Annotated in this window: 16 protein-coding genes and 1 pseudogene; 14 read left to right on the top strand and 3 right to left on the bottom strand. The window is 68.0% G+C overall.

The annotated features are described in order from the left end of the window. The first annotated feature begins 271 nt into the window (after positions 1-271). The 4 genes from BLV72_RS04090 (at position 272) to BLV72_RS04080 (ending at position 3,883) form a co-directional block, all read left to right on the top strand. Entirely contained in the window at positions 272-580 is a 309-nt protein-coding gene (locus tag BLV72_RS04090) for a CoA transferase (RefSeq protein ID WP_093460347.1), read from the top strand. 38 nt (positions 581-618) lie between these two features. Continuing rightward, the gene (locus tag BLV72_RS51895; protein WP_425288503.1) at positions 619-1,029 is read left to right on the top strand and encodes a CoA transferase; all 411 of its coding nucleotides are present in this window, start codon (positions 619-621) and stop codon (positions 1,027-1,029) included. A gap of 1,313 nt (positions 1,030-2,342) precedes the next feature. Beyond that, entirely contained in the window at positions 2,343-3,011 is a 669-nt protein-coding gene (locus tag BLV72_RS04085) for a GntR family transcriptional regulator (protein ID WP_093460345.1), read from the top strand. 440 nt (positions 3,012-3,451) lie between these two features. Beyond that, entirely contained in the window at positions 3,452-3,883 is a 432-nt protein-coding gene (locus BLV72_RS04080) for a phosphotriesterase family protein (protein ID WP_208905530.1), read from the top strand. 508 nt (positions 3,884-4,391) lie between these two features. Here BLV72_RS04080 and BLV72_RS51005 read toward each other — a convergent pair. From BLV72_RS51005 to BLV72_RS04065, 3 genes and pseudogenes are all read right to left on the bottom strand, one after another. Beyond that, complete coding sequence (locus BLV72_RS51005; RefSeq protein ID WP_280143004.1) at positions 4,392-4,745, bottom strand: aldehyde dehydrogenase family protein; 354 nt, start codon at positions 4,743-4,745, stop codon at positions 4,392-4,394. A gap of 76 nt (positions 4,746-4,821) precedes the next feature. Further along, positions 4,822-5,433 (bottom strand): annotated as a pseudogene (locus BLV72_RS51000) (aldehyde dehydrogenase family protein); the annotation flags it as partial. 174 nt (positions 5,434-5,607) lie between these two features. Continuing rightward, complete coding sequence (locus tag BLV72_RS04065; protein WP_167746310.1) at positions 5,608-6,825, bottom strand: iron-containing alcohol dehydrogenase; 1,218 nt, start codon at positions 6,823-6,825, stop codon at positions 5,608-5,610. Positions 6,826-7,643: 818 nt separating this feature from the next. Between BLV72_RS04065 and BLV72_RS47190 the strand changes: the two genes are divergently transcribed. The 10 genes from BLV72_RS47190 to BLV72_RS04015 all read left to right on the top strand — a co-directional run bounded on the left by BLV72_RS47190 (position 7,644) and on the right by BLV72_RS04015 (position 18,560). Next, positions 7,644-7,910 carry a helix-turn-helix domain-containing protein gene (locus tag BLV72_RS47190; protein ID WP_143059741.1) on the top strand — a complete coding sequence of 89 codons (267 nt, stop codon included), beginning with the start codon at positions 7,644-7,646 and terminating at the stop codon, positions 7,908-7,910. A gap of 531 nt (positions 7,911-8,441) precedes the next feature. After that, positions 8,442-8,879: an FCD domain-containing protein gene (locus BLV72_RS51890; RefSeq protein WP_093460339.1), complete on the top strand. Its 438-nt coding sequence runs from the start codon at positions 8,442-8,444 to the stop codon at positions 8,877-8,879. Between the two features lie 22 nt (positions 8,880-8,901). After that, on the top strand, positions 8,902-10,140 hold the full coding sequence (locus BLV72_RS04050; RefSeq protein WP_167746309.1) for a cytochrome P450: 1,239 nt from the start codon (positions 8,902-8,904) through the stop codon (positions 10,138-10,140). A 554-nt stretch (positions 10,141-10,694) separates the two neighbouring features. Continuing rightward, entirely contained in the window at positions 10,695-11,831 is a 1,137-nt protein-coding gene (locus tag BLV72_RS04045; protein WP_093460336.1) for a thiolase family protein, read from the top strand. Between the two features lie 8 nt (positions 11,832-11,839). Then, complete coding sequence (locus BLV72_RS04040; RefSeq protein WP_093460334.1) at positions 11,840-12,253, top strand: Zn-ribbon domain-containing OB-fold protein; 414 nt, start codon at positions 11,840-11,842, stop codon at positions 12,251-12,253. Continuing rightward, positions 12,250-13,056 carry an enoyl-CoA hydratase/isomerase family protein gene (locus tag BLV72_RS04035; RefSeq protein WP_093460332.1) on the top strand — a complete coding sequence of 269 codons (807 nt, stop codon included), beginning with the start codon at positions 12,250-12,252 and terminating at the stop codon, positions 13,054-13,056. Before BLV72_RS04040 ends, BLV72_RS04035 begins: the two co-directional genes overlap by 4 nt. After that, entirely contained in the window at positions 13,056-15,365 is a 2,310-nt protein-coding gene (locus BLV72_RS04030) for a CaiB/BaiF CoA-transferase family protein (RefSeq protein WP_093460331.1), read from the top strand. The genes BLV72_RS04035 and BLV72_RS04030 overlap by 1 nt, the downstream gene beginning before the upstream one ends. A gap of 47 nt (positions 15,366-15,412) precedes the next feature. Then, positions 15,413-15,736 (top strand): 2Fe-2S iron-sulfur cluster-binding protein, encoded by a 324-nt coding sequence (locus tag BLV72_RS04025; RefSeq protein ID WP_093460329.1) that lies wholly within the window; start codon positions 15,413-15,415, stop codon positions 15,734-15,736. A 19-nt stretch (positions 15,737-15,755) separates the two neighbouring features. After that, positions 15,756-17,000 (top strand): NAD(P)/FAD-dependent oxidoreductase, encoded by a 1,245-nt coding sequence (locus tag BLV72_RS04020; RefSeq protein ID WP_093460327.1) that lies wholly within the window; start codon positions 15,756-15,758, stop codon positions 16,998-17,000. A 24-nt stretch (positions 17,001-17,024) separates the two neighbouring features. Continuing rightward, positions 17,025-18,560 (top strand): aldehyde dehydrogenase, encoded by a 1,536-nt coding sequence (locus BLV72_RS04015; protein WP_244320639.1) that lies wholly within the window; start codon positions 17,025-17,027, stop codon positions 18,558-18,560. The last annotated feature ends 11 nt before the right edge of the window (positions 18,561-18,571 follow it).

Here is an 18,571-nt window from a genome sequence, read left to right as displayed (position 1 = left end):
GGCTCGGACTCCCGTTCGGGTACGTGGCGACGGCGGCCGGTCTGGTCGGCTCCGCTCAGCTCGCGATGCGGATTTCGTGGTGTCCCTCCCGACCAGCGCCGGCGGGACACACCGGTGGTGTCCTTCCCCCTCCCCCGGCGGGAGGGCGGCCGAGGGCAAGCGGGCACCCGCGCTCGGCGAGGACGCGATCGTCCCTCGTACTGCGGTCGCTTTGCTGACGTCGGCGGTAGACGTGGGCGCCAGCCGACGGGATGCCGCGCCTCTGCCAGACATGTTCGTGCTTGACTTCGGCACGAGCACTGTGGGTACGGCCACGGGTAGACTGCTCTCGGACTACGGCGCAACGATCATCAAGATCGAATCGAGTGCTCGCCCGGACCTGTTCCGGGAGTGGGTGATGCCGGGTTCGCATGTCGCGGGCACGACGATGTCGCCCATGTTCAGGTCGAATGATGTCGGCAAGACCGGCCTGTGCATGGACCCCAAGAGTGAGGGCGGTCGCCGGATCATCCACGACCTGATCCGGCGGGCCGACCTGCTCGTGGAGGACTTCGGGCAGGTGTCACTGCCCGGATGGTGATTGACCCCGACACCCGAGAACTGAACCTGATCTGATCTATCTGTCCCTGCCGAGTCAGGGCAGCGCCGGACCGGAATCCCACTACGGCTCCTACGGCTCTACGCTGGACCTGCTCTCGGCCTTGCCAGTGCCACGGGGTACTGCGGCGGGGCGCTGATCTGGTCGTCCGGGCAAGTCAACTAATCCCGACTAGATCGTGGCGATGGCGGGAGCCGCGCTGGTGGCGCGCGGTCGCGACGGGCCGGGCGGGCGCGCGGCCGGACATCTCGCAGCGGGAGTTGGCGGCGTGGACACTCGTCGGCCAACTCGCCGCATACGTCTGGGAGGGCCTGCCTATACTGCCGATCGGCAACCGTCGGCCGGGCGCGCCCACGCACGACGTCTACCCGAGCGTGGACAAGGCATGGCTCGCGGTCGCCTGCACCACCGACGGGCACTCGCCAGCCTAGTCCCCGGGCTGGCAGTTGATGAGGACGAGCAAGGGAGGTGGACAACCAGGACCACGTCGACGTGCAGATCATTAAATGGACCTCGACCTGCACCCGCGGCCAAGCTGCACGCCGCTGGTGGGCCCGCGGTCCCCGTCTGTATTGCGGCGGACCGGGCCGCCCGGTCCCGCTACCGCGAGCGCCGCGTTGCATTGCGCAGCATGGACGGGGAGTGGATCAAGGGATTCCCCCTGATCTTGCGCGGCTTCGCGCTTACCGATCCTGGTCCGGCCCCCACCCTGGGATCGAATGTCCCCGACCCGGAGTCCAACGGTTCGCGACCCCGTTCGCCAAGGTCTTTCCGGTCGACGACCGGCACGCGTGAGCCCGGTCGTCCAGCGCAGTGATGATGGCTCGTCGGAACTGCTGATTGCTTCCGGACTTCGACTCGTTGACGTGGCATAGGGCATTCCGGTGAGTCGATCGGTCCGTTACGGGCGAGGCTGGAAGCGGTAACACTGCACCTGAAAAGAGCGTCAGCACCGATTGCTCTACGCGGCGGAGGCCCGGCAGCTCGGTCACGGCGGGAGCCCCGCCGTGGCGCGGGCAGCCAGGGTCTCGAAGGGCTGTGTCAGCCGGGGACTAGCCGACCATGAGGAGGGCGCCGAACCGGACGGCCGGGTACGCCGCCCCGGCGGGGGACGCCCAGCCGCGGCCGAGAACGACCCGGGGCTGCGCGACCGCGCTGCTGGCCCTGGTCGAGTACAGAGGACGGCCCGAGGAGGTCGCTGACCCGTGCGGCCGACCCACAACCGCCTGACTGACAGGCTACCCCGCCTGTCACCTCGCTACGAGCCCCACGCAGCTACCTGGCCTTCCACGGCCTCACCGACGCCCTCTGCTGCTACAAGCGCCTCCTCAAACTGACCATGTAGGACACCAAGTAATTCATCGATATAGTCCCTTAAGGAGCCGCAAGTGGCTGGACTGAGCGGAAACAGGATGAGACCCCGCGACGGGGTGAGCCAGCCGGGCGCCGCGGTAGAACTGGCGGGCAGCACGGGACGTGCTTACCCGAATTCGGATGACCCTCGGTGACGATCCGGCCGAGGTGAACAGAGTAATCACCGATGATCGGGGGCTGAAGTCTGTGTCTTCAGTCAGCGACCTGGCCGCCACTGACTTCGGTACGTCGGGCCTCGCACTCGCCACACTGGTCGTCCGTGTGACGTCCGGCCGAACACCATAGGGACGATGTCCTCGCCATGCCCGCGACCATGTCGACCTAATGGTCACGCTAGGGTACACAGGGAAGAATTGATCGGAGGCGCTACGTGACCCCAGAACATCTCGGGCTCCGCATCGAACGGACGGAACGTCTGCTCCGCGACAGGGTGACCGACGTGGTCCGCGAGGCGATCCTGCAGGGTGACCTCGAGCCGGGGCGTAGGCTCACGGAGCGCGAACTCGGTGAGCTCACCGGAGTGAGTCGCACATCCCTGCGCGAGGCGTTGCGCAGCCTGCAGGCGGAAGGGCTCGTCGAGCGCTCCGAGACGCGCGGTCTGAAGGTCGCCGTGCTGTCGGAGTCCGTCGTGTCCGAGCTCTACGACGTGCGTGCGGCGCTTGAACCCGCGGCCGTCGAGCTGTTCGTCCGCAATGCCTCAGACGACCAGGTGCGGCAACTCGTGGACACTTTGAAAACGCTGCCTGACGACACGGACGGTCTGGACCTCAGTCGGCGCTTCTACCGGGTCCTCCTCTCCGGGGCCGCGAACTCAACCATGCGGCAGATGATTGAGTCGATCGAGACGCGCATCCATTCACTCCGCAGGCTTTCGCTAAGCATTGCAGGTCGAGCTGAGGCCAGCGCGAACGAATTGCGCGAGGTCGCCCGCCTGATTCATGAACGGGACGCGAGCGCCGCCGCGGCGAGCGCGCGCCAGCACGTGCTCGCCGCGAAGGCAGCTGCGCTGCAGACCGTCCGCGGCACCCAACCGACGTGACGCGTACCTGATTCACAGAGCGACAACGAGAGTGTTACTCACCCCTGACGCCGAAAACGCACGAGCTGCGGCACACCGCGCAGAGATTACGGGTGAGCATTCCGGTTACCCACGCTGGCCGCTTTCGCGGCCAGCGACGTCCCAGCGGCTGCCTTCATCATCCACCGCCAACGCCCTATGACGCTGAACCCAGGAATGAAGTCGACCAAGATCTTCGTGTTCCGAGAGGCCCCGTGCCCATGTAGTGTGCCACCACCACGTTCACCCGCACCATCTCGGTAGCCGAGGGCGTTTGTGCTCCCGGCCATCTGGGCGAGCTGACTGTGCGTCTTGCACGTGACATGCCCGTTACGACCTGCCGCACTTCCAGATAGGTCGTTTCGGGTCGTTTACATGGAGCCACCGATGAGTGTCAGTACGTCGGGTCCGTTCGCTGTCCCGTGGCGCTCGATCAACTGGGCGCCACCCTGAAGCACAACATGACCCCCGGATGTAATGACCCATTACGGTGGCGACTGGTGGGTCGAGGAGGAGCAGGTCGCTCTGACACCGCCGAAAAGCTGCGTGCGCTGGAAGCCGTCGGCATTGACACCCTCGTCACCCCGACCGTCGTCGGGCTCGGCCGCCAAATCCCGCGGCTCCAGCAGGTCAACGAGCAGGTCGACATCAACATCATCGTTGCGACCGGGCTATACACCTTCGATCAGATCCCGCACTACTGCCACTGCCGCGGGCCCCGCGTGCTATTCGACGGTCCGGAGCTGATGACGAAGCTGTCCGTCAGGGACATCATTGAGGGCATCGGAGACACCGGCGTGCGCGCCGCGTTTCTCAAGGGCATGGTCGAACAGCGGGGTCCGACCGAGGACTAGCAGCGGGTCCAGGCCACGCCTGCCCAGACTGTCGAGCCGATCACCATGCACACCAATTCCTTTGTCGCACGCGATGACAATGATCGAAAATCGTGCTTCTCCCTCCTGGTCGTTGGCAATGCCTGCCGAGCTGCGACCGGCTGGGCCCACGACGGGGTTTCCTCTGCCAGCGATCCGCGTCAGTCCGCTTCGCACCGATGGCACAACTCTGCCCGCTCGATCAGGCGATGTTGAACGTACGACGAGAACATGCCGGGTCTCGGGCTCGACGGTCTTGAGGACCTCCCGGGCGACAGCAACCGTGCAGACCTCGGTGGGGTGGTCGGCGAGGCCGACGTGAATGCCGCCGCGACGGGTCGGCCTGGGATCGTGACGCCCATGACGATGAAGAACGCGGGTTCCATGCTGTGGGCGCTGGGGCGCACCAGCCCGGCGACCGGTCGGCGGAGCACCCAGCCGAGGCCGGCGAGCGGATCCCCCACTGTCCAGAGCTCTCGGTAGGGGACGGTTACGACGTCCGCTTAGTTTTCTGGCAGCTCGCGTCATCAGCAAAGGCGTATACGAACGTCCCGCACCCCTGCGGGCGACAGTCCCACCTCCCCGCGCCCGACCGGAGCGAGGAGGCGGACATCGCCCAGAGCTGGATGGACTTGGTCTCCAGAAATTCTTCCAGGCCGTGGCGTCCAAACTCGCGACCGTTGCCGGACCGTTTGTAGCCGCCGAACGGGGCCAGCACGTTGAACTGGCCCCCGTTCAACATCACCTGCCCGGTGCGCAGCATTCGTGCGACTTCGAGCGCATGGTCGGGCTCGCCGAATACAGCGCCGGAGAGACCGTAGACGGTGTTGTTCGCGATCTCCACGGCCTCTTCCTCGGAGCCGGTAAGGGATCACCGACGCCACTGGGCCGAAGATCTCCTCCTGCGCGATCACGCTGCCGGGATCGACGTCGACGAAGATCGTCGGCTGCACGTGGGCGCCCTCCTCGAACCCGGGCGCCCGCGACGGGCCGCCGAGGGCGAGCCTTGCGCCGTGTGCGACGCCCAGCTCGATGTATACGGTGACCCGCTGCCGCTGGGTTTCGGACGACATCGGTCCGATGACAGCCGACTCGTCCGTCGGGTGCCCCACCGGGTGGGAGGCCGCCGCAGCCACGAGAGCCTCCACCATCCGGTCCTGGTACGCGGCGGTCACAAGCATCCGCGTCCACGCCGAACATGTCTGACCGCCGTTGCGCCATGCGGCGGCCAAGCCGACCTGCGCGGCCTCCTCGATGCCGGCGGAATCGAGCACGACGGACGCGGACTTGCCGCCCAGCTCAAGCGCAACCCGCTTCACCGTGTCCGACGCGACCACCGCGACCCGCTTGCCCGCCCGGATCGAGCCGGTAAAGGACACCATGTCGACGCCCGGGTGTTGAGCGATCGCCTCACCGACGTGCAGGCCGGTACCGTGCACGATGTTGAGCACCCCGCTGGGGAGTCCGGCCTCGGCAGAGACCTCGGCCAAAATTTCGGCGGTCAGTGCCGCGATCTCGCTCGGCTTGAGCACGATGGTGTTGCGATCACGTCGACCCGCGCGTCGAGATCCTCATCCTCGTTCCCGGCCCTGGCGCTCAATGCGCAGGTCACTGAGGTCCGTCCGGTGCGGTCACGCGACCCTTGTTGATCGAGTCGACTCCGCACGGCTGAGCGTGCGGCAGTACACGGCTCCGGCCGTTCATGCCTACTCCGCAACGCTGGCCAGCGCTGTCAGGATGTCATCCGCAGTGGTGATCGGGCGCAGGTTGTGAAGCGTCAGATACGGGTGCGCGAGCGCGTGAGGTACCACCCCGCTGATCTGCTCGGGGTCGACCCCGATCTCGCGCAGGGACGTGGGGAGGCCAATGTCTCGCAATAGGTCGTAGAGGATCACGTCGAGAGTCTCCCCCGGCCGACCCATCGCCGCGGCCACAGCGGCGAGACGCGGATCGTCGTGCTCACGCAGCCATCGCGCCTGGGCGAGCATCATGACGCAAGCGGTCTCGCTGTGCCCGATATGGGCCCACGGGGCGAGCACGTGGACCATGAAGTGACTGAAGCCGTGCGGGACGGACATCTGGCAGACCCCACCGAGCCAGGAGGCCCGCTGAAGCATTGGCAGCGCGATATCCGCCTTCCCCTGAGCCAGCAGCGGGATCGCGGTGTGGAAGTGGGTGATCGCCTGCAGCGCGAGAACCGTGCACAGCTCGTTGGGCGCCGTCGAGCACACTGTATTGATCGAGTGATCCAGGCCCCGGATCGCTGTGACGAGTGCGAGCCGGAGAGGTGTATGCCGGACGACATCGGGGTCGTAGACAATCGCGCGGCCCACTCCGTTCGGTATGCGGAGGGTGATCTTCTTGCCGGTCACGTCGTCCACCGGGGTCCCGGCCGGTGTCCACTCCGATAGCGAGAACGTCGTGGGTATGGTGATCTGCCGCAGGTCCGGGCGCTGGTTCAGGTCCGGCTGCTGGCCCACCTGCAGGGCACGCAGATCTTCCCGGGTGCGCACGCCCTCGGTCACTCCGAGCTGCACGAACTTACCGAAGTCCATGACCGAACCGCCGCCGATGCACACCAGCACGTCTGCACCCGCCTGCCGCACTTCGGAGATCGCAGCGATCACGTTGCTGACGGGGGCGTGCTCGCCGACGCGGTCGCTCAGCCCGACCAGCTTCATTCCGAGCGACTTGGCGATCCGGTCCACTACGTCGGTGGTCCGGTTAAGTGTGCGGGAGCTGAACACGAACGGCCGCTGGTAGCCAAACTTCTCACACAGGGCGGCCACGTCTCGGGGGGCGTCCGCGCCGAAGAGGACCTCCTCGGCCCCGGCCGGGAAGTAGAAGCGCTGGGCGGCACCTTCGCCCTGAACCGGGAAGTAGTTGCGCTGGACCCGGGCCCTCTCGTCTTCGGAAACCGTCATCATTACTCCTTCTCACCGCTCACGTCATGAGACTTGACATCTTTGAGGCACCATCACGGCGCGCGCCTGTCGTTGGCCTTCGTGGATGCGAGCAGGACGCCGCCTGAAGGCCCAGTTACTGTCGTCAATTTTTGTATGACGGCACTTCGTACCTCGCATGCTGGTCGTCTCCCGATAAGGGATCAAATGACACGAGCGCACTCCATCTCAGAAATTTTTCGTCGATCTACCCTTCGGACGCCGCCTGCGGCCAGGCGGAAGCGCGGGACGGTCTCCGGGGTCGCGGGATCGAAGAGGACCTTGACCCCGCGCCCGATCTTGATGTCCTCCCTGACCGCTTCGACCTCATGGAACAAGCACATTCTGGGGGCGGGCCAGGACGGGCAGTGCGGCAGGACTCGCGGCCGGGATTCCAGCCGAGGGTTCAGTACGGCCAGACCTTCCGGGTTGAAGATGCTGTCCGGACAGCTGGGTGACCGCTTCCTGTCGCCGGGCCAAGGTCATGGCCAGCAGTGGGCCTCATTCCGCCTCCCGCCCCTTGAGCCGCGCGTCAAAAGCGCTCGGACACCGAGTTCGGAACTTCGTCTGACCGTAACATGTATTACAAATCATAGCCAGGCCTTGGCCGCCAGGCGACTCAGCGGTATGTCGACGCGGCGAACCGACGATCACTTCCTGGACGGAGGGATCGGCGGGTATCGACCCAGAAGTCGGCGTCGACCAGGCCGACCTCCAGGCTCCCGGCCGCCGCGGCGTAGTACTCGACACACTCGGGGACGAATTGAGAGGTGGGGCCGCTGGCTGCCGCGTAGTTCTCCGTGCTTGCCGTCGCGGACCAGAACCCCAGCATCATCCAGGGTGAACTCTCAGCCACCCTGGCGGGCGAACGCCCACACATGACCCCGGCCATGGACGGGTCGGCGACCGGAGGACTGGCCACGCGGCGTTCGGACGAGCGGGACGGCCGCGCTCGCTGGATCTACCTCACCTGCTCCGGCGTCGACCTACTGCGTGAACCGGAACGCATGCACGAGCGGCATGTCGCGGAAAGCCTCGGCAAGGCCGACCGCGATCACTTGATGTAGGGCCTGCGGGCACTGCTCGTTCGCCACTACACTCCCGGTCCTGCCCAGGGCGGAGAAGTGGGGCATCGCTGCGGCGTCGGCGGGCAACTCCTCCATCCGCTCATACTCCAGTCACGTCGGCCGCAGACCGGACGCGACCAGCGCCTACAGTGCGCCGGGGCGGTCTGGCATACAGGTCCGGCCGTCAGGATGGCCCTCGCCCCACGGGCCAGCGCTTCCTTCCCGCTGCCGGGCCAGAGCCTGATGCCGCCTGGCCCAGCAGGTCCGCTCTTGTTTGCGGAAGTTTCTACCTGACCCGTTGACAATGACGCTTGGTCGACCGCACTCTGTATTCCGTCATACAAACTTCCCCGAGTCAGAGGTGTGATATGGCCGACCTCGATCTTCGGGTGAAGGGGGACAAGCTCGTGCGTGACAAGGTCGTGGACATCCTGCGCCCTTCGGCGCCTTCAGATCGAAGGGCTGCCGGGGAGTCGCCCAGCAGGGGGCTACGGGTGACAATCCCGACCGCGGAGGAAATCGACCACATCTATGAGATCCGTGCCGAACTGGAGCCGCTCGCGGTGCGCCTGTCCGTCGAGCGGGCATCGCGGAACGAGGGGCGATACCAACCAGGACGTCGCCCGCTTCCACCGGATCCTGCTCTGCGGATGCCGCAACCCGATGCTGGAGGAGCTGATCGGTGGCCTTTACGGCCGGAGTCACGCCCTGCGCTACATCTCGGCCGCCACTCCGGGACGGGTCGCCGTACTCAGGCAGGAGTCCGCCGACCCCATCGACGCGATCAGGCGTAGATCCGCCGCCGACGCGGCCGAGGTGGCTCGTCGGCACGTCACTGCGGCGAGGGCGTCCGCGAAGGTCGCCATGAGCGTGCTCATACCGGAAGCCGACCGAGGCGCCGATGGCCCGCTCCGGCGGGCGACTCGCGGCCCAGGAAACTCAGCAAGCCGCAGAAGTCATGAGAACTGACAGCACGCAAGGAAGTGCACTAGTGACTACGGACACCACCGCTCCGTTGATACCGGACCTCACGGACCCCGCGACTTTCGCGCCCGGTGTGCCCCACCAAGCCCTCGACGCGATTCGGCAGATGCCGGATCTGTACTGGCAGCCGGCGAAGGCCGGCACGCTCAACGGAGGGTTCTGGTGCGTCACCAGGCATGCCGACATTGTCGAGGTGGAACGGGATCCCGAGCTCTTCAGCTCGCAATGGGGTCCGTTCTTCCCCACGCTCCCCGTGTCGCAGCACGAGTTCAGCCACAACATCATGTACAACGACCCGCCGGTCCACAGCCGACTGCGCCGGGCTGCCGCCCGTTCGTTCGGACCGCGGGTCATCGCGAACTTCGACACCTGGGTCCGCGAGATCGTCGTGGAGGTGTTGGAGGACATCACCGCCCGCGGCGAGGTCAACTGGGTGGACGACGTGGCGGCCATCATCCCGTCCCGCGTCATCGCACGGGTGATCGGAGTGCCGCACCAGGACCGGCAGCGCATCGTGGACTGGACCCTCGCGATCTTCGACGCCGCGGAGCAGCCCAACGGCGGAGAATCCATGCTGGCGCTGTTTCCGGAGGTTCACTCGTACTTGGAACAGTTGCGAACGGACAAGCTGCGAGACCCCCAGGACGACTTCGCCACCGTCCTGGCCCAGTGCGCCGAGCGCGGAGAGATCAGCGACGCGGAGTACCTGCACTACCTCACCTTGCTCCTCATCGCCGGATTCGAGACGACTCACACGGTCATCGCCCAGTCGATGCGGCTGATCCTGGACGATCCGCAGATCGCCGACGCCGCTGAGCGGGCCGTCGCCGCCGACAACCTGGACGGGCTGGTCGACGAGTTCCTGCGGTTCGTCACGCCGGCAATGAACATGGCCCGCACGGTGACCCGGGACGTCGACTTCCACGGCACCCAGATGCGGAAGGGCGACCTGGTGCAGATGTTCTTCACTGCCGCCAACCGGGATCCCGCCGTCTTCGCCGACCCGCACCGCTTCGACCCGTTCCGGGCCGCGAACGAGCACATGACCTTCGGTAACGGTCCTCACCACTGCATCGGCAAGAATCTCGCCAAGCTCGAACTCCGCATCCTCTTCGAGGAGATGCACCGCCGCGGTGTCGCGGTCGCGCTGAACGGCGAGCCCAGGCGCGGCTGGAGCACCTTCATCAACAAGCTCCTGTCCCTGCCCATCACCGTCACCACGTCCCGCCGACACGAGGACCGATGATGAGCACTCTGACGGATGCCGTCGTCGTCGTGACCGGAGGCGCCACCGGCCTTGGGCTGGCCCTGGCCCGCGAAGCCGCGGCCCGCGGCGCCCGGGTGGTGATCGCCGATGTCTCCCTCCGCGCCCCGGCTGGGTCCGAACCGAACGTGTCATGGCACTCGTCGCCGCGATCCGCACGCGGCCGCCACCATCGAGCCGTTCGCACAGGAGCCCGCCGAGGTGGCCAGGGTGGCGTTCGACGGCCTGCTGAAGGATACGGCGGTCATCGCCACCGACCCGCACAGCCACGCCTTCGCCTTGGATCGCGCAATCTCATGGCCGGGCATCCAGGCGCTCCCTCTCCTGGACAGGCCGGACGGCCATGCCCATGACGGCACTGGCGACGCCGCAAGTGCCCCTTCCAGCAGGGTCGATCAGGCGCCTTCTCTCCTCTGCTTTCGCCCCCTTCCCTCTCTTCCTCCTACCCGCGATCGTCGGCCGGGCAGCGGTAATCGCATCACGGCCCATCGCGTTCATCCGTCATTCCCCGAACGACCACGACCCAGGACTGAACCATGCCTGAACGAAGGCAAGTTGCGATCGTCGGTGTCGGCCAGACCGACTTCGGCGCGCTCTACGCCAACAAGGACGCGCACCGTGATGCCTACGCACTCGGCGCGCAGGCTCTGCGTTTCGCGCTCGACGACGCCGGCCTGCGCAAGGACGAGGTAGACGGCCTCCTCACCGCCCGCATCGGCTACGAGCACGGCGCGCACGTGCTGGGCATCCCCAGCCCGCGCGTCATCAACGCACTCGAGGGATCCGGTCGGATGAGCGGCGTTGCTGTCCAGCACGCCGTCTCCCTGATCGAGACCGGTCAGGCCGACGTCGTGGCCTGCGTGTACGGCAACAACGGCCGCTCGGTGAAGATGACCTACGGCGGCGCCTACACCGCCAGCCCCACCACCCGCTACGACGCGATGTACGGCATGACCTCCCCCGGGGCCTACGTCGGCATGATGTACCGCCGTTACGCGCACGACTACGGTGTACCCGACGGTGCCCTCGCCCCGATCGCGATCAACAACCGCCGTAACGCCGCCCTCAACCCGGTGGCCGTGATGCGCGAGGAGATCACCGAGGAGCAGTACCTCGGTGCCCGCTACATCGCCGACCCGCTGCGCCTGTACGACTACTGCATCATCAACGACGGCGGCGTCGCGCTGATCCTCACCACCCTGGAGCGGGCCCGTGACCTGAGCAAGCGGCCGGTACGGGTGGCGGCCACCGCCGCGCGCGGCAGCGTCAGCAACTACTACACGAGCACGGACTTCTTCCACTCCGCCTCCCAGGACGTGGCCCGGCGCGTGTACACGGCCTCGGGCTACGGCCCGCAGGACATGGACTGCCTGCAGATCTACGACAACTTCACCCCCACCGTCCTGTTCAGCCTTGAGGGCTTCGACCACGCGCCGCGCGGCGAGGCCTGGAAGTGGGCGACCGGCGACCGCATCGCACGCGACGGCGAGATGCCGGTGAACACCGCCGGCGGCCACACCGGTGAGAGCTACATGCAGGGCTGGGGCCACCACGTCGAGGCCGTGCGCCAGATCCGCGGCGAGGCCGGCCCCCGCCAGGTGGCGGACTGCAACGTCGCCCAGTACATCTGTGCCTCACCCATCACCACTTCGCACGTCCTGGTCGGGGAGTGAGCAAGCCCATGGACAACCAGAAACTCATCGAGATGCTCCCGCCGGTCACGGACGCCAACCGCGCCTTCTGGGAGGGCACCCTCGCCGGTGAACTCCGGCTCCAGTACGGCGATTCCGGAAGGCCCCGCTACCCCGAGTCACCGGTCGACCCGGTGACCCTCGGCGAGGACTTCACATGGCGCGCGGCCAGCGGCAGGGCCACGTTGTGGTCCTGGATCGTCATGCATCAGAAGTACTTCCCCGCCTTCGCCGACGAGATCCCCTACCTGGTGGCCTTCGTCCAGCTGGAGGAGGGGCCGTACCTGATGACCACCCTCGTCGACCCGCCGGAGCACCTGGAGTGCGGCATGCCGCTGGAGGTCGTCTTCGAACGGGTCGGTGAGGACCGGGCCATCCCGAAGTTCAAGGTGGTGCCCGCATGAGCCCGACAACGGCCTCCCCGGGGGAAACGGAACAGAGCGTCCTCGTCGAGCACTTCGACAACGGCATCTCCCGCATCACCTTCAACCGCCCCCACAAGCGCAACGCCATGAACCGCGCGGCCCGCGTCGGCATCGTGCGCGCCCTCGATGAATGCCGGGGCAGGTCCAAGGTGATCATCCTGACCGGCAACGGCCCCGCCTTCTGCGCCGGCATCGACCTCAAGGAGGGCGAGGTCAGCACCGGGGACGCGGAACTCGACCGGCGCACCGAGTGGGCCGCCGTGCAGGAGGAGATACGCAACCACCCCGCCGTCGTCATCGCCGCCGTCAACGGCATCGCCCTCGGCGGGGGCTCCACCCTGATCAACGTCGCCGACCTGGCCGTCGTGGCCAACGAAGCGCAGATCGGCATGCCGGAGATTGGCTTCGGCCTCTATCCGACACTCGCCGGGCCCGCCGCCCAACTGCGGCTCCAGCCGAAACACGCGGCCTGGCTTGTGCTCACCGCCGAGCGCATCGACGGCACCACGGCGGCCGAGTGGGGGCTGGTCAACATCGCCGTCCCCCTGGAGGAACTCGCCGCCGCGGCAACCGCCCTCGCCGAACGCGTCGCCTCCTTCGACGCGACCGCGCTGGAATGGTCGAAGAAGGGCCTGTGGAAGATCCCCGGGGAGATCTCCGAGTGGACACAGGCCATCGCGTACGGGCACGAGATCGCCGGTGAGCTCCGCGCCCGCAGCACCGCTCTGGCCGAGGGCCTCGGCAGGTTCCGGTCCGGCGAGCGCAACCCAGGGCAGGGCTGATGTCCGGGCAGCGCGCTTTCCGGGTGGTCGAGGTCACCGAGTCGGTCGCGGGAGCCGCCTGCGGCCGCCTGTTCGCCGCCCTCGGCCACGACGTACTCCTGTGCGAACCGCCTACCGGCACACCGCTGCGGACCCGGGAGTTCACCTTCGCGGCCCTCGGCGCCGACAAGCGCAGCGCCATCCTGAGGCCCGAGCAACTGGCGGCGGACGAGACGAGTCCACTGGGCACCGCTGACGTCCTGATCACCGACTTCACACCGGCCGCGGCTGCCGCCGAAGGGCTGGACTTCGACCGGCTCAGACAGCACTTTCCTCACCTGGTCACGGTCTCGCTCACCGCCTTCGGGCTGACTGGGGAGTACAGCGAGAGCACCGGCGACAGCCTCCTGGCAGAGGCTTACGGCGGACTGGCCACCATGATCGGTGAACCGAACCGGCGCCCACTCAGCCTCGGCGGCGAACAGAGCGCCCACGCAGCCGCATTCGTGGGCCTGTACGGCGCCATGCTCGCCCTGCGAAATCGCGACCGTACGGGACGCGGCGACCTCGTCGAGGTCGCCCTGAGCGACGTTGCCGCCTATATGGACTGGAAGAGCGATGTCCTCCACGACCTCGGCGGTCGGGTCCCGAAGCGTGCGGGCTCCTCGCAGGGTGGCTGGCGTGTGGTGCGGGCCAAGGACGGCTGGGTCGGAGTCATCTTCTCCGCACACCAGTGGCCCGCCGTCGTCGAACTCTTCGGCGACCCGCGCCTGAGCGCGCCCGGCCTCGACGACGCCGAGCAGCGTGCCCGGCGCTCGCAGGAGTGGTGGGCCGTGATCGCGGAAGCAGCGGCAAGCCGTGAGGCCGTGGAGCTGTACACCGAGGCGCAGCGCCTCGGACTGCCCTTCGGCCATGCTGCCGATGCCGAGAGGCTGATGGCCGACGAACAGCTCCGCACCCGGGGCTTCGTCCTTCCGCCCGGTTCGCGCCGCAGGGACGCGCCCGTGGTCGGCCTCCCGTGGACCGTGCCTGGAGCGACCTCATCCACGGTCTCGGCACCCCGGCTGGGCGAGAACGGCGGCAGCCCCGCGACCGGGCCACGACCGGCGGCGGTCCGCACACCGCGCGCGAGCGCGGTCGGGCAACACAAGGACGCGGCACCTCTGGACGGTCTGGTCGCCCTCGACTTCGGCACCATCACCGCCGGGGCGGCCACCAGCCGACTACTCGCCGACTACGGCGCGACCGTGATCAAGATTGAGTCGCAGGGCCGCCCGGATCCGTTCCGGGCGTGGGTGATGCCGGGCAGCGCCGAGACGGCGGCCGGGGCGCAGGCGCCGGCTTCGCCGATGTTCGCCTCGAACAACGCCGGCAAGCGCCAACTGAGCCTGGATCTGAAGACCGAGCACGGCCGGGCCATCGCCCACCGGCTCATCCGCAGGGCGGATGTCCTGGTCGAGAACTTCCGGGTGGGCGTGACCGCCCGCATGGGAATCGACTACGCCACCGCGCACCGGCTCAACCCCGACCTGGTGTACCTGTCCCTGTCGAGTCAGGGCGTCTTTGGGCCCGAGGCCTTGTACGGCTCCTTCGGTTCGACCCTGGACCTGCTCTCCGGCCTGGCGGCCGTCACGGGCTACCCGGGCGAGCGGCCCATGTGGTCGGGCGGCGACGTCAACTACCCGGACCAAGTGGTGTCCTTCGTCGGTGCCGCGCTGGTCGCGGACGCCGTCACCACCGGTCGGCGTGGCATCCACCTGGATGTTTCACAGAGGGAGACCGTCGCATGGACCCTGGCCGATCAGTTCGGTGAGTACGTCTGGACGGGACGTATGCCCGTATCGGACGGCAACCGCCGCCCCGGCGCCACCCCCCACGACACCTACCCCGCGAGGGAGCCCGACAGTTGGCTGGCCATCGCCTGCACCAGCGCCGGACACCGGCGGGCGCTGGCCGAGGTGATCAGCGCACTCCCTGGCCACGAACCGGATGACTGGTGGCTGCGGCACCAGGACACCGTCGACGCGGCCATCTCGGAGTGGACGGCCCGACGGCCCAGGGACCGGGCCGTGGCACAACTGCGGCGCGCCGGTGTCCCCGCCGCGCCCGTGAACACCGCGGCGGACCGCGCACGCGACCCCCGCTACCGCGAGCGCCGCGCGGCACTGAGCGTCCCCGAGTGGCTAAAGGGATTCCCCATGATTTTGCACGGCCACACGCCGCCCGACCCCTCTCCCGCACCCGCCCTCGGTGAAAACGCCGAGCATCTGGATGACGACGCCCTCGACGAACTCCTCGGCGGAGTTCTCCGGATGCCGTCCCCCCGCTGATTCCCCACCCGCACCCCGCACCCCCGTGCACCCCTCAGGAGATCGCCATGCCCCGTGTCGTGTTCGTCCGTCCGGACGGGTCCAAGCAGGAGACCGACGCCGTCGATGGAACCACCGTCATGCAGGCCGCCACCGCCAACCTCGTGCCCGGGATCGTCGCCGAGTGCGGCGGCGAGCTGTCCTGCGCCACCTGCCACGTCTTCGTCGACGAGCAGTGGCTCGGGGCGCTGCCCGCACGGTCGGAGGACGAGGAGGACATGCTGGAGGTGACCTCCGAGGAACCCACCGACGCCAGCCGGCTGTGCTGCCAGATCACGCTGGACGCCTCGCTGGACGGCATCGTCGTGCACATCCCGAAGACCCAGAAGTAGGACCGGGCGGGAGCACACCATGCAGAATGAACGCACTGCGACCGACCGTATTGTCGTGGTCGGTGGCGGTCAATCCGGCGCGGACTTCGTCGCCGCCCTGCGCATGGCCGGCTACCAGGGGCTGGTGACCCTCGTCGGTGAGGAACCCGATTACCCCTATGCCCGCCCGCCGCTGTCCAAGGCGTATCTGTCCGGCAAGGTCTCGGTGGATGATCTGTACATCCGGCCGCCCGCCATGTACGAGCAGCAGGGCATCGACCTGCGCACCGGCATCCGGGTGGCCGCGATCGACCGTACCGCCCGCCATGTGGTCCTCGTGGACGGTGAGCGGCTGCCGTACGCGCACCTAGTGCTGGCCACCGGCGGCCGGGCCCGCAGACTGCCCGCCCCCGGGCTGGACGACGCGCCCAACGTCCATTACCTCAGGACCCTCGCCGACGTGACCGCCATGCGGCACCGTTTCGTGCCGGGTGCCCGGCTGGTCGTCGTCGGTGCCGGCTACATCGGCCTCGAAGTGGCCGCCACAGCCCGGCAACTCGGCTTGGACGTGACGGTCCTCGAGGCGCTGCCCCGTGTCCTGGCCCGGGTGACCGCACCGCAGGTCTCCGCGTTCTACCAGCGGGTGCACACCGAGGAGGGTGTGGACATCCGCGTCGACACAGCCGTGACCGGCTTCTCCTTCGCCCTCGACGGTTCGGTGTCCGCCGTGGAGCTCAAGAACGGCGAGCGGATCGACACCGACATCGTCCTCGTCGGCATCGGACTGGTCCCCAACACCGAACTCGCCGAGCAGGCCGGGCTCGCCGTCGACAGCGGCATTGTCGTTGACGAGTACTGCCGTACCGAGGACCGCGCCGTCCTCGCGATCGGTGACTGCACCAGCCACCCCTGCGGTGAGCACGGCGGACGCCGCCGACTGGAGTCCGTTCCCAACGCCTCCGAACAGGCACGGGTTGCGGCCGCGACCATCACCGGCAACCCCGAGCCGTATACCGCTATCCCATGGTTCTGGTCCGACCAGTACGACGTCAGGCTCCAGACCATCGGGTTGTCCACCGGCCACGACGACGTCGTCATCCGCGGCACCACCGAGACCGGGCGGTCCTTCGCGGCCTTCTACCTCAAGGACGGCCAGGTACGCGCCGCGGACGTGATCTGCAGCCCCCGGGACTTCACCGCTGCCCGCAAGCTAGTCGCGGCACGGGCCCGGGTCGGCCCCGAAGCACTCCGGGACCTGTCGGTCCCCCTCAAGCAACTGCTCTGAACCACTCAGATGGGAAACCGAGAAATGACGGACCACACGGCGGCCCCGGCGGCCTCCCCGCGCTCGGAGCGCTTTCCGGCCGGGATGGACCGCGACTACCTGATGCTCATCGACGGGGAGTGGGTCGCCGCCTCCGGTGGCGAGACCTTCTCCTGCCTTGACCCGTACGAGAACCGCTCCTGGGGCCGCGTACCCGCGGCCACCGTGGAGGACGTCGACCAGGCCGTGCGCGCCGCGCGGCGGGCCTTCGACGAGGACGGCTGGTCCCGTACCCCCGCGGCGGAGCGCGCCGGCCTGCTGCGCAGACTCGCCGGCCTCATCGAGGAGCACGCCGAGGAACTGGCCTTCACTCAGGTCCACGAGAACGGCAAGCTCATCAGTGAAATGCTGCCCGGAGCGCGGGCGATGGCGGCACACGCCCGTTACGTGGCGGGGCTGGCGGAGAACCACCATGGCGCCACCCTCCCCGCCCGGCCCGGCTTCACCGCGTACACCGTGCGCGAACCGGTCGGTGTCGTCGCGGCGATCACCCCGTGGAACTCCCCGTTGACGCTGCTGTCGTGGAAGCTCTTCCCCGCACTCGCGGCCGGATGCACGCTCGTCATCAAGCCGTCCGAGGTGGCGCCCACCTCCACGCTCCGCCTGGCCGAACTCTGTATGGAGGCCGGCTTCCCCAAGGGCGTCGTCAACGTCGTCACCGGCTTCGGACAGCCGACCGGCGCCGCGCTGGCGGGCCACCCGGACGTAGACAAGATCGCGTTCACCGGATCCACCGCGGCGGGCAAGGCCATGCTCAGTGCCGCCGCCCCCCGGATCGGGCGGGTCACCCTGGAATTGGGCGGGAAGTCCCCCAACATCGTCTTCGCCGACGCCGACCTCGACAACGCCGTGCACGGCGTCATGGGCGGCATCTTCGCGGCCACCGGACAGACCTGCATGGCCGGATCACGTGTTCTGGTCCAGGACAGCGTGTACGACGAGTTCGTCGAGGCACTGTCGGCTGCCGCGGACAAGCTGGTGCTCGGCGACCCCCTCGACCCCGCCACGGACGTGGGCCCGCTTGCCTGCCGCAACCAGTTCGACAAGGTCCTGCACTACATCGACATCGGGCAGTCCGAGGGGTCGCACCTGGCCGCGGGTGGCGTACGGGACTCCTCGACCGCGGAGTTGGAGCGCGGCCTGTTCGTCCGGCCCACCGTCTTCTCCGGTGTTGACAACTCCTCGCGGCTCGCCCAAGAGGAGATCTTCGGGCCAGTGGCCAGTGTGGTGCGGTTCACCGGCGAGGACGACGCAACCCGGCTCGCGAACGACGTCGACTTCGGTCTGGCCGCTGCCGTGTGGACCCGGGATGTCGGCCGTGCCCACCGCATGGTGAGGCGACTGCGCGCGGGCACGGTCTGGGTCAACGCCTACCGCGTCGTCCACCACGCCGTGCCCTTCGGCGGATTCAAGCAGAGCGGTATCGGCCGCGAACTCGGCCCGGACGCGCTCGACGACTACACCGAGACCAAGTCCGTCTGGATCGACGAGGGCAACCCGCAGATGTTCGGCCGCCACTGAGCCGTGGCGTC

The sequence above is a fragment of the Streptomyces melanosporofaciens genome, from assembly GCF_900105695.1.
Classification (GTDB): domain Bacteria; phylum Actinomycetota; class Actinomycetes; order Streptomycetales; family Streptomycetaceae; genus Streptomyces; species Streptomyces antimycoticus.
This window is presented reverse-complemented; position numbering and strand designations above follow the sequence as displayed.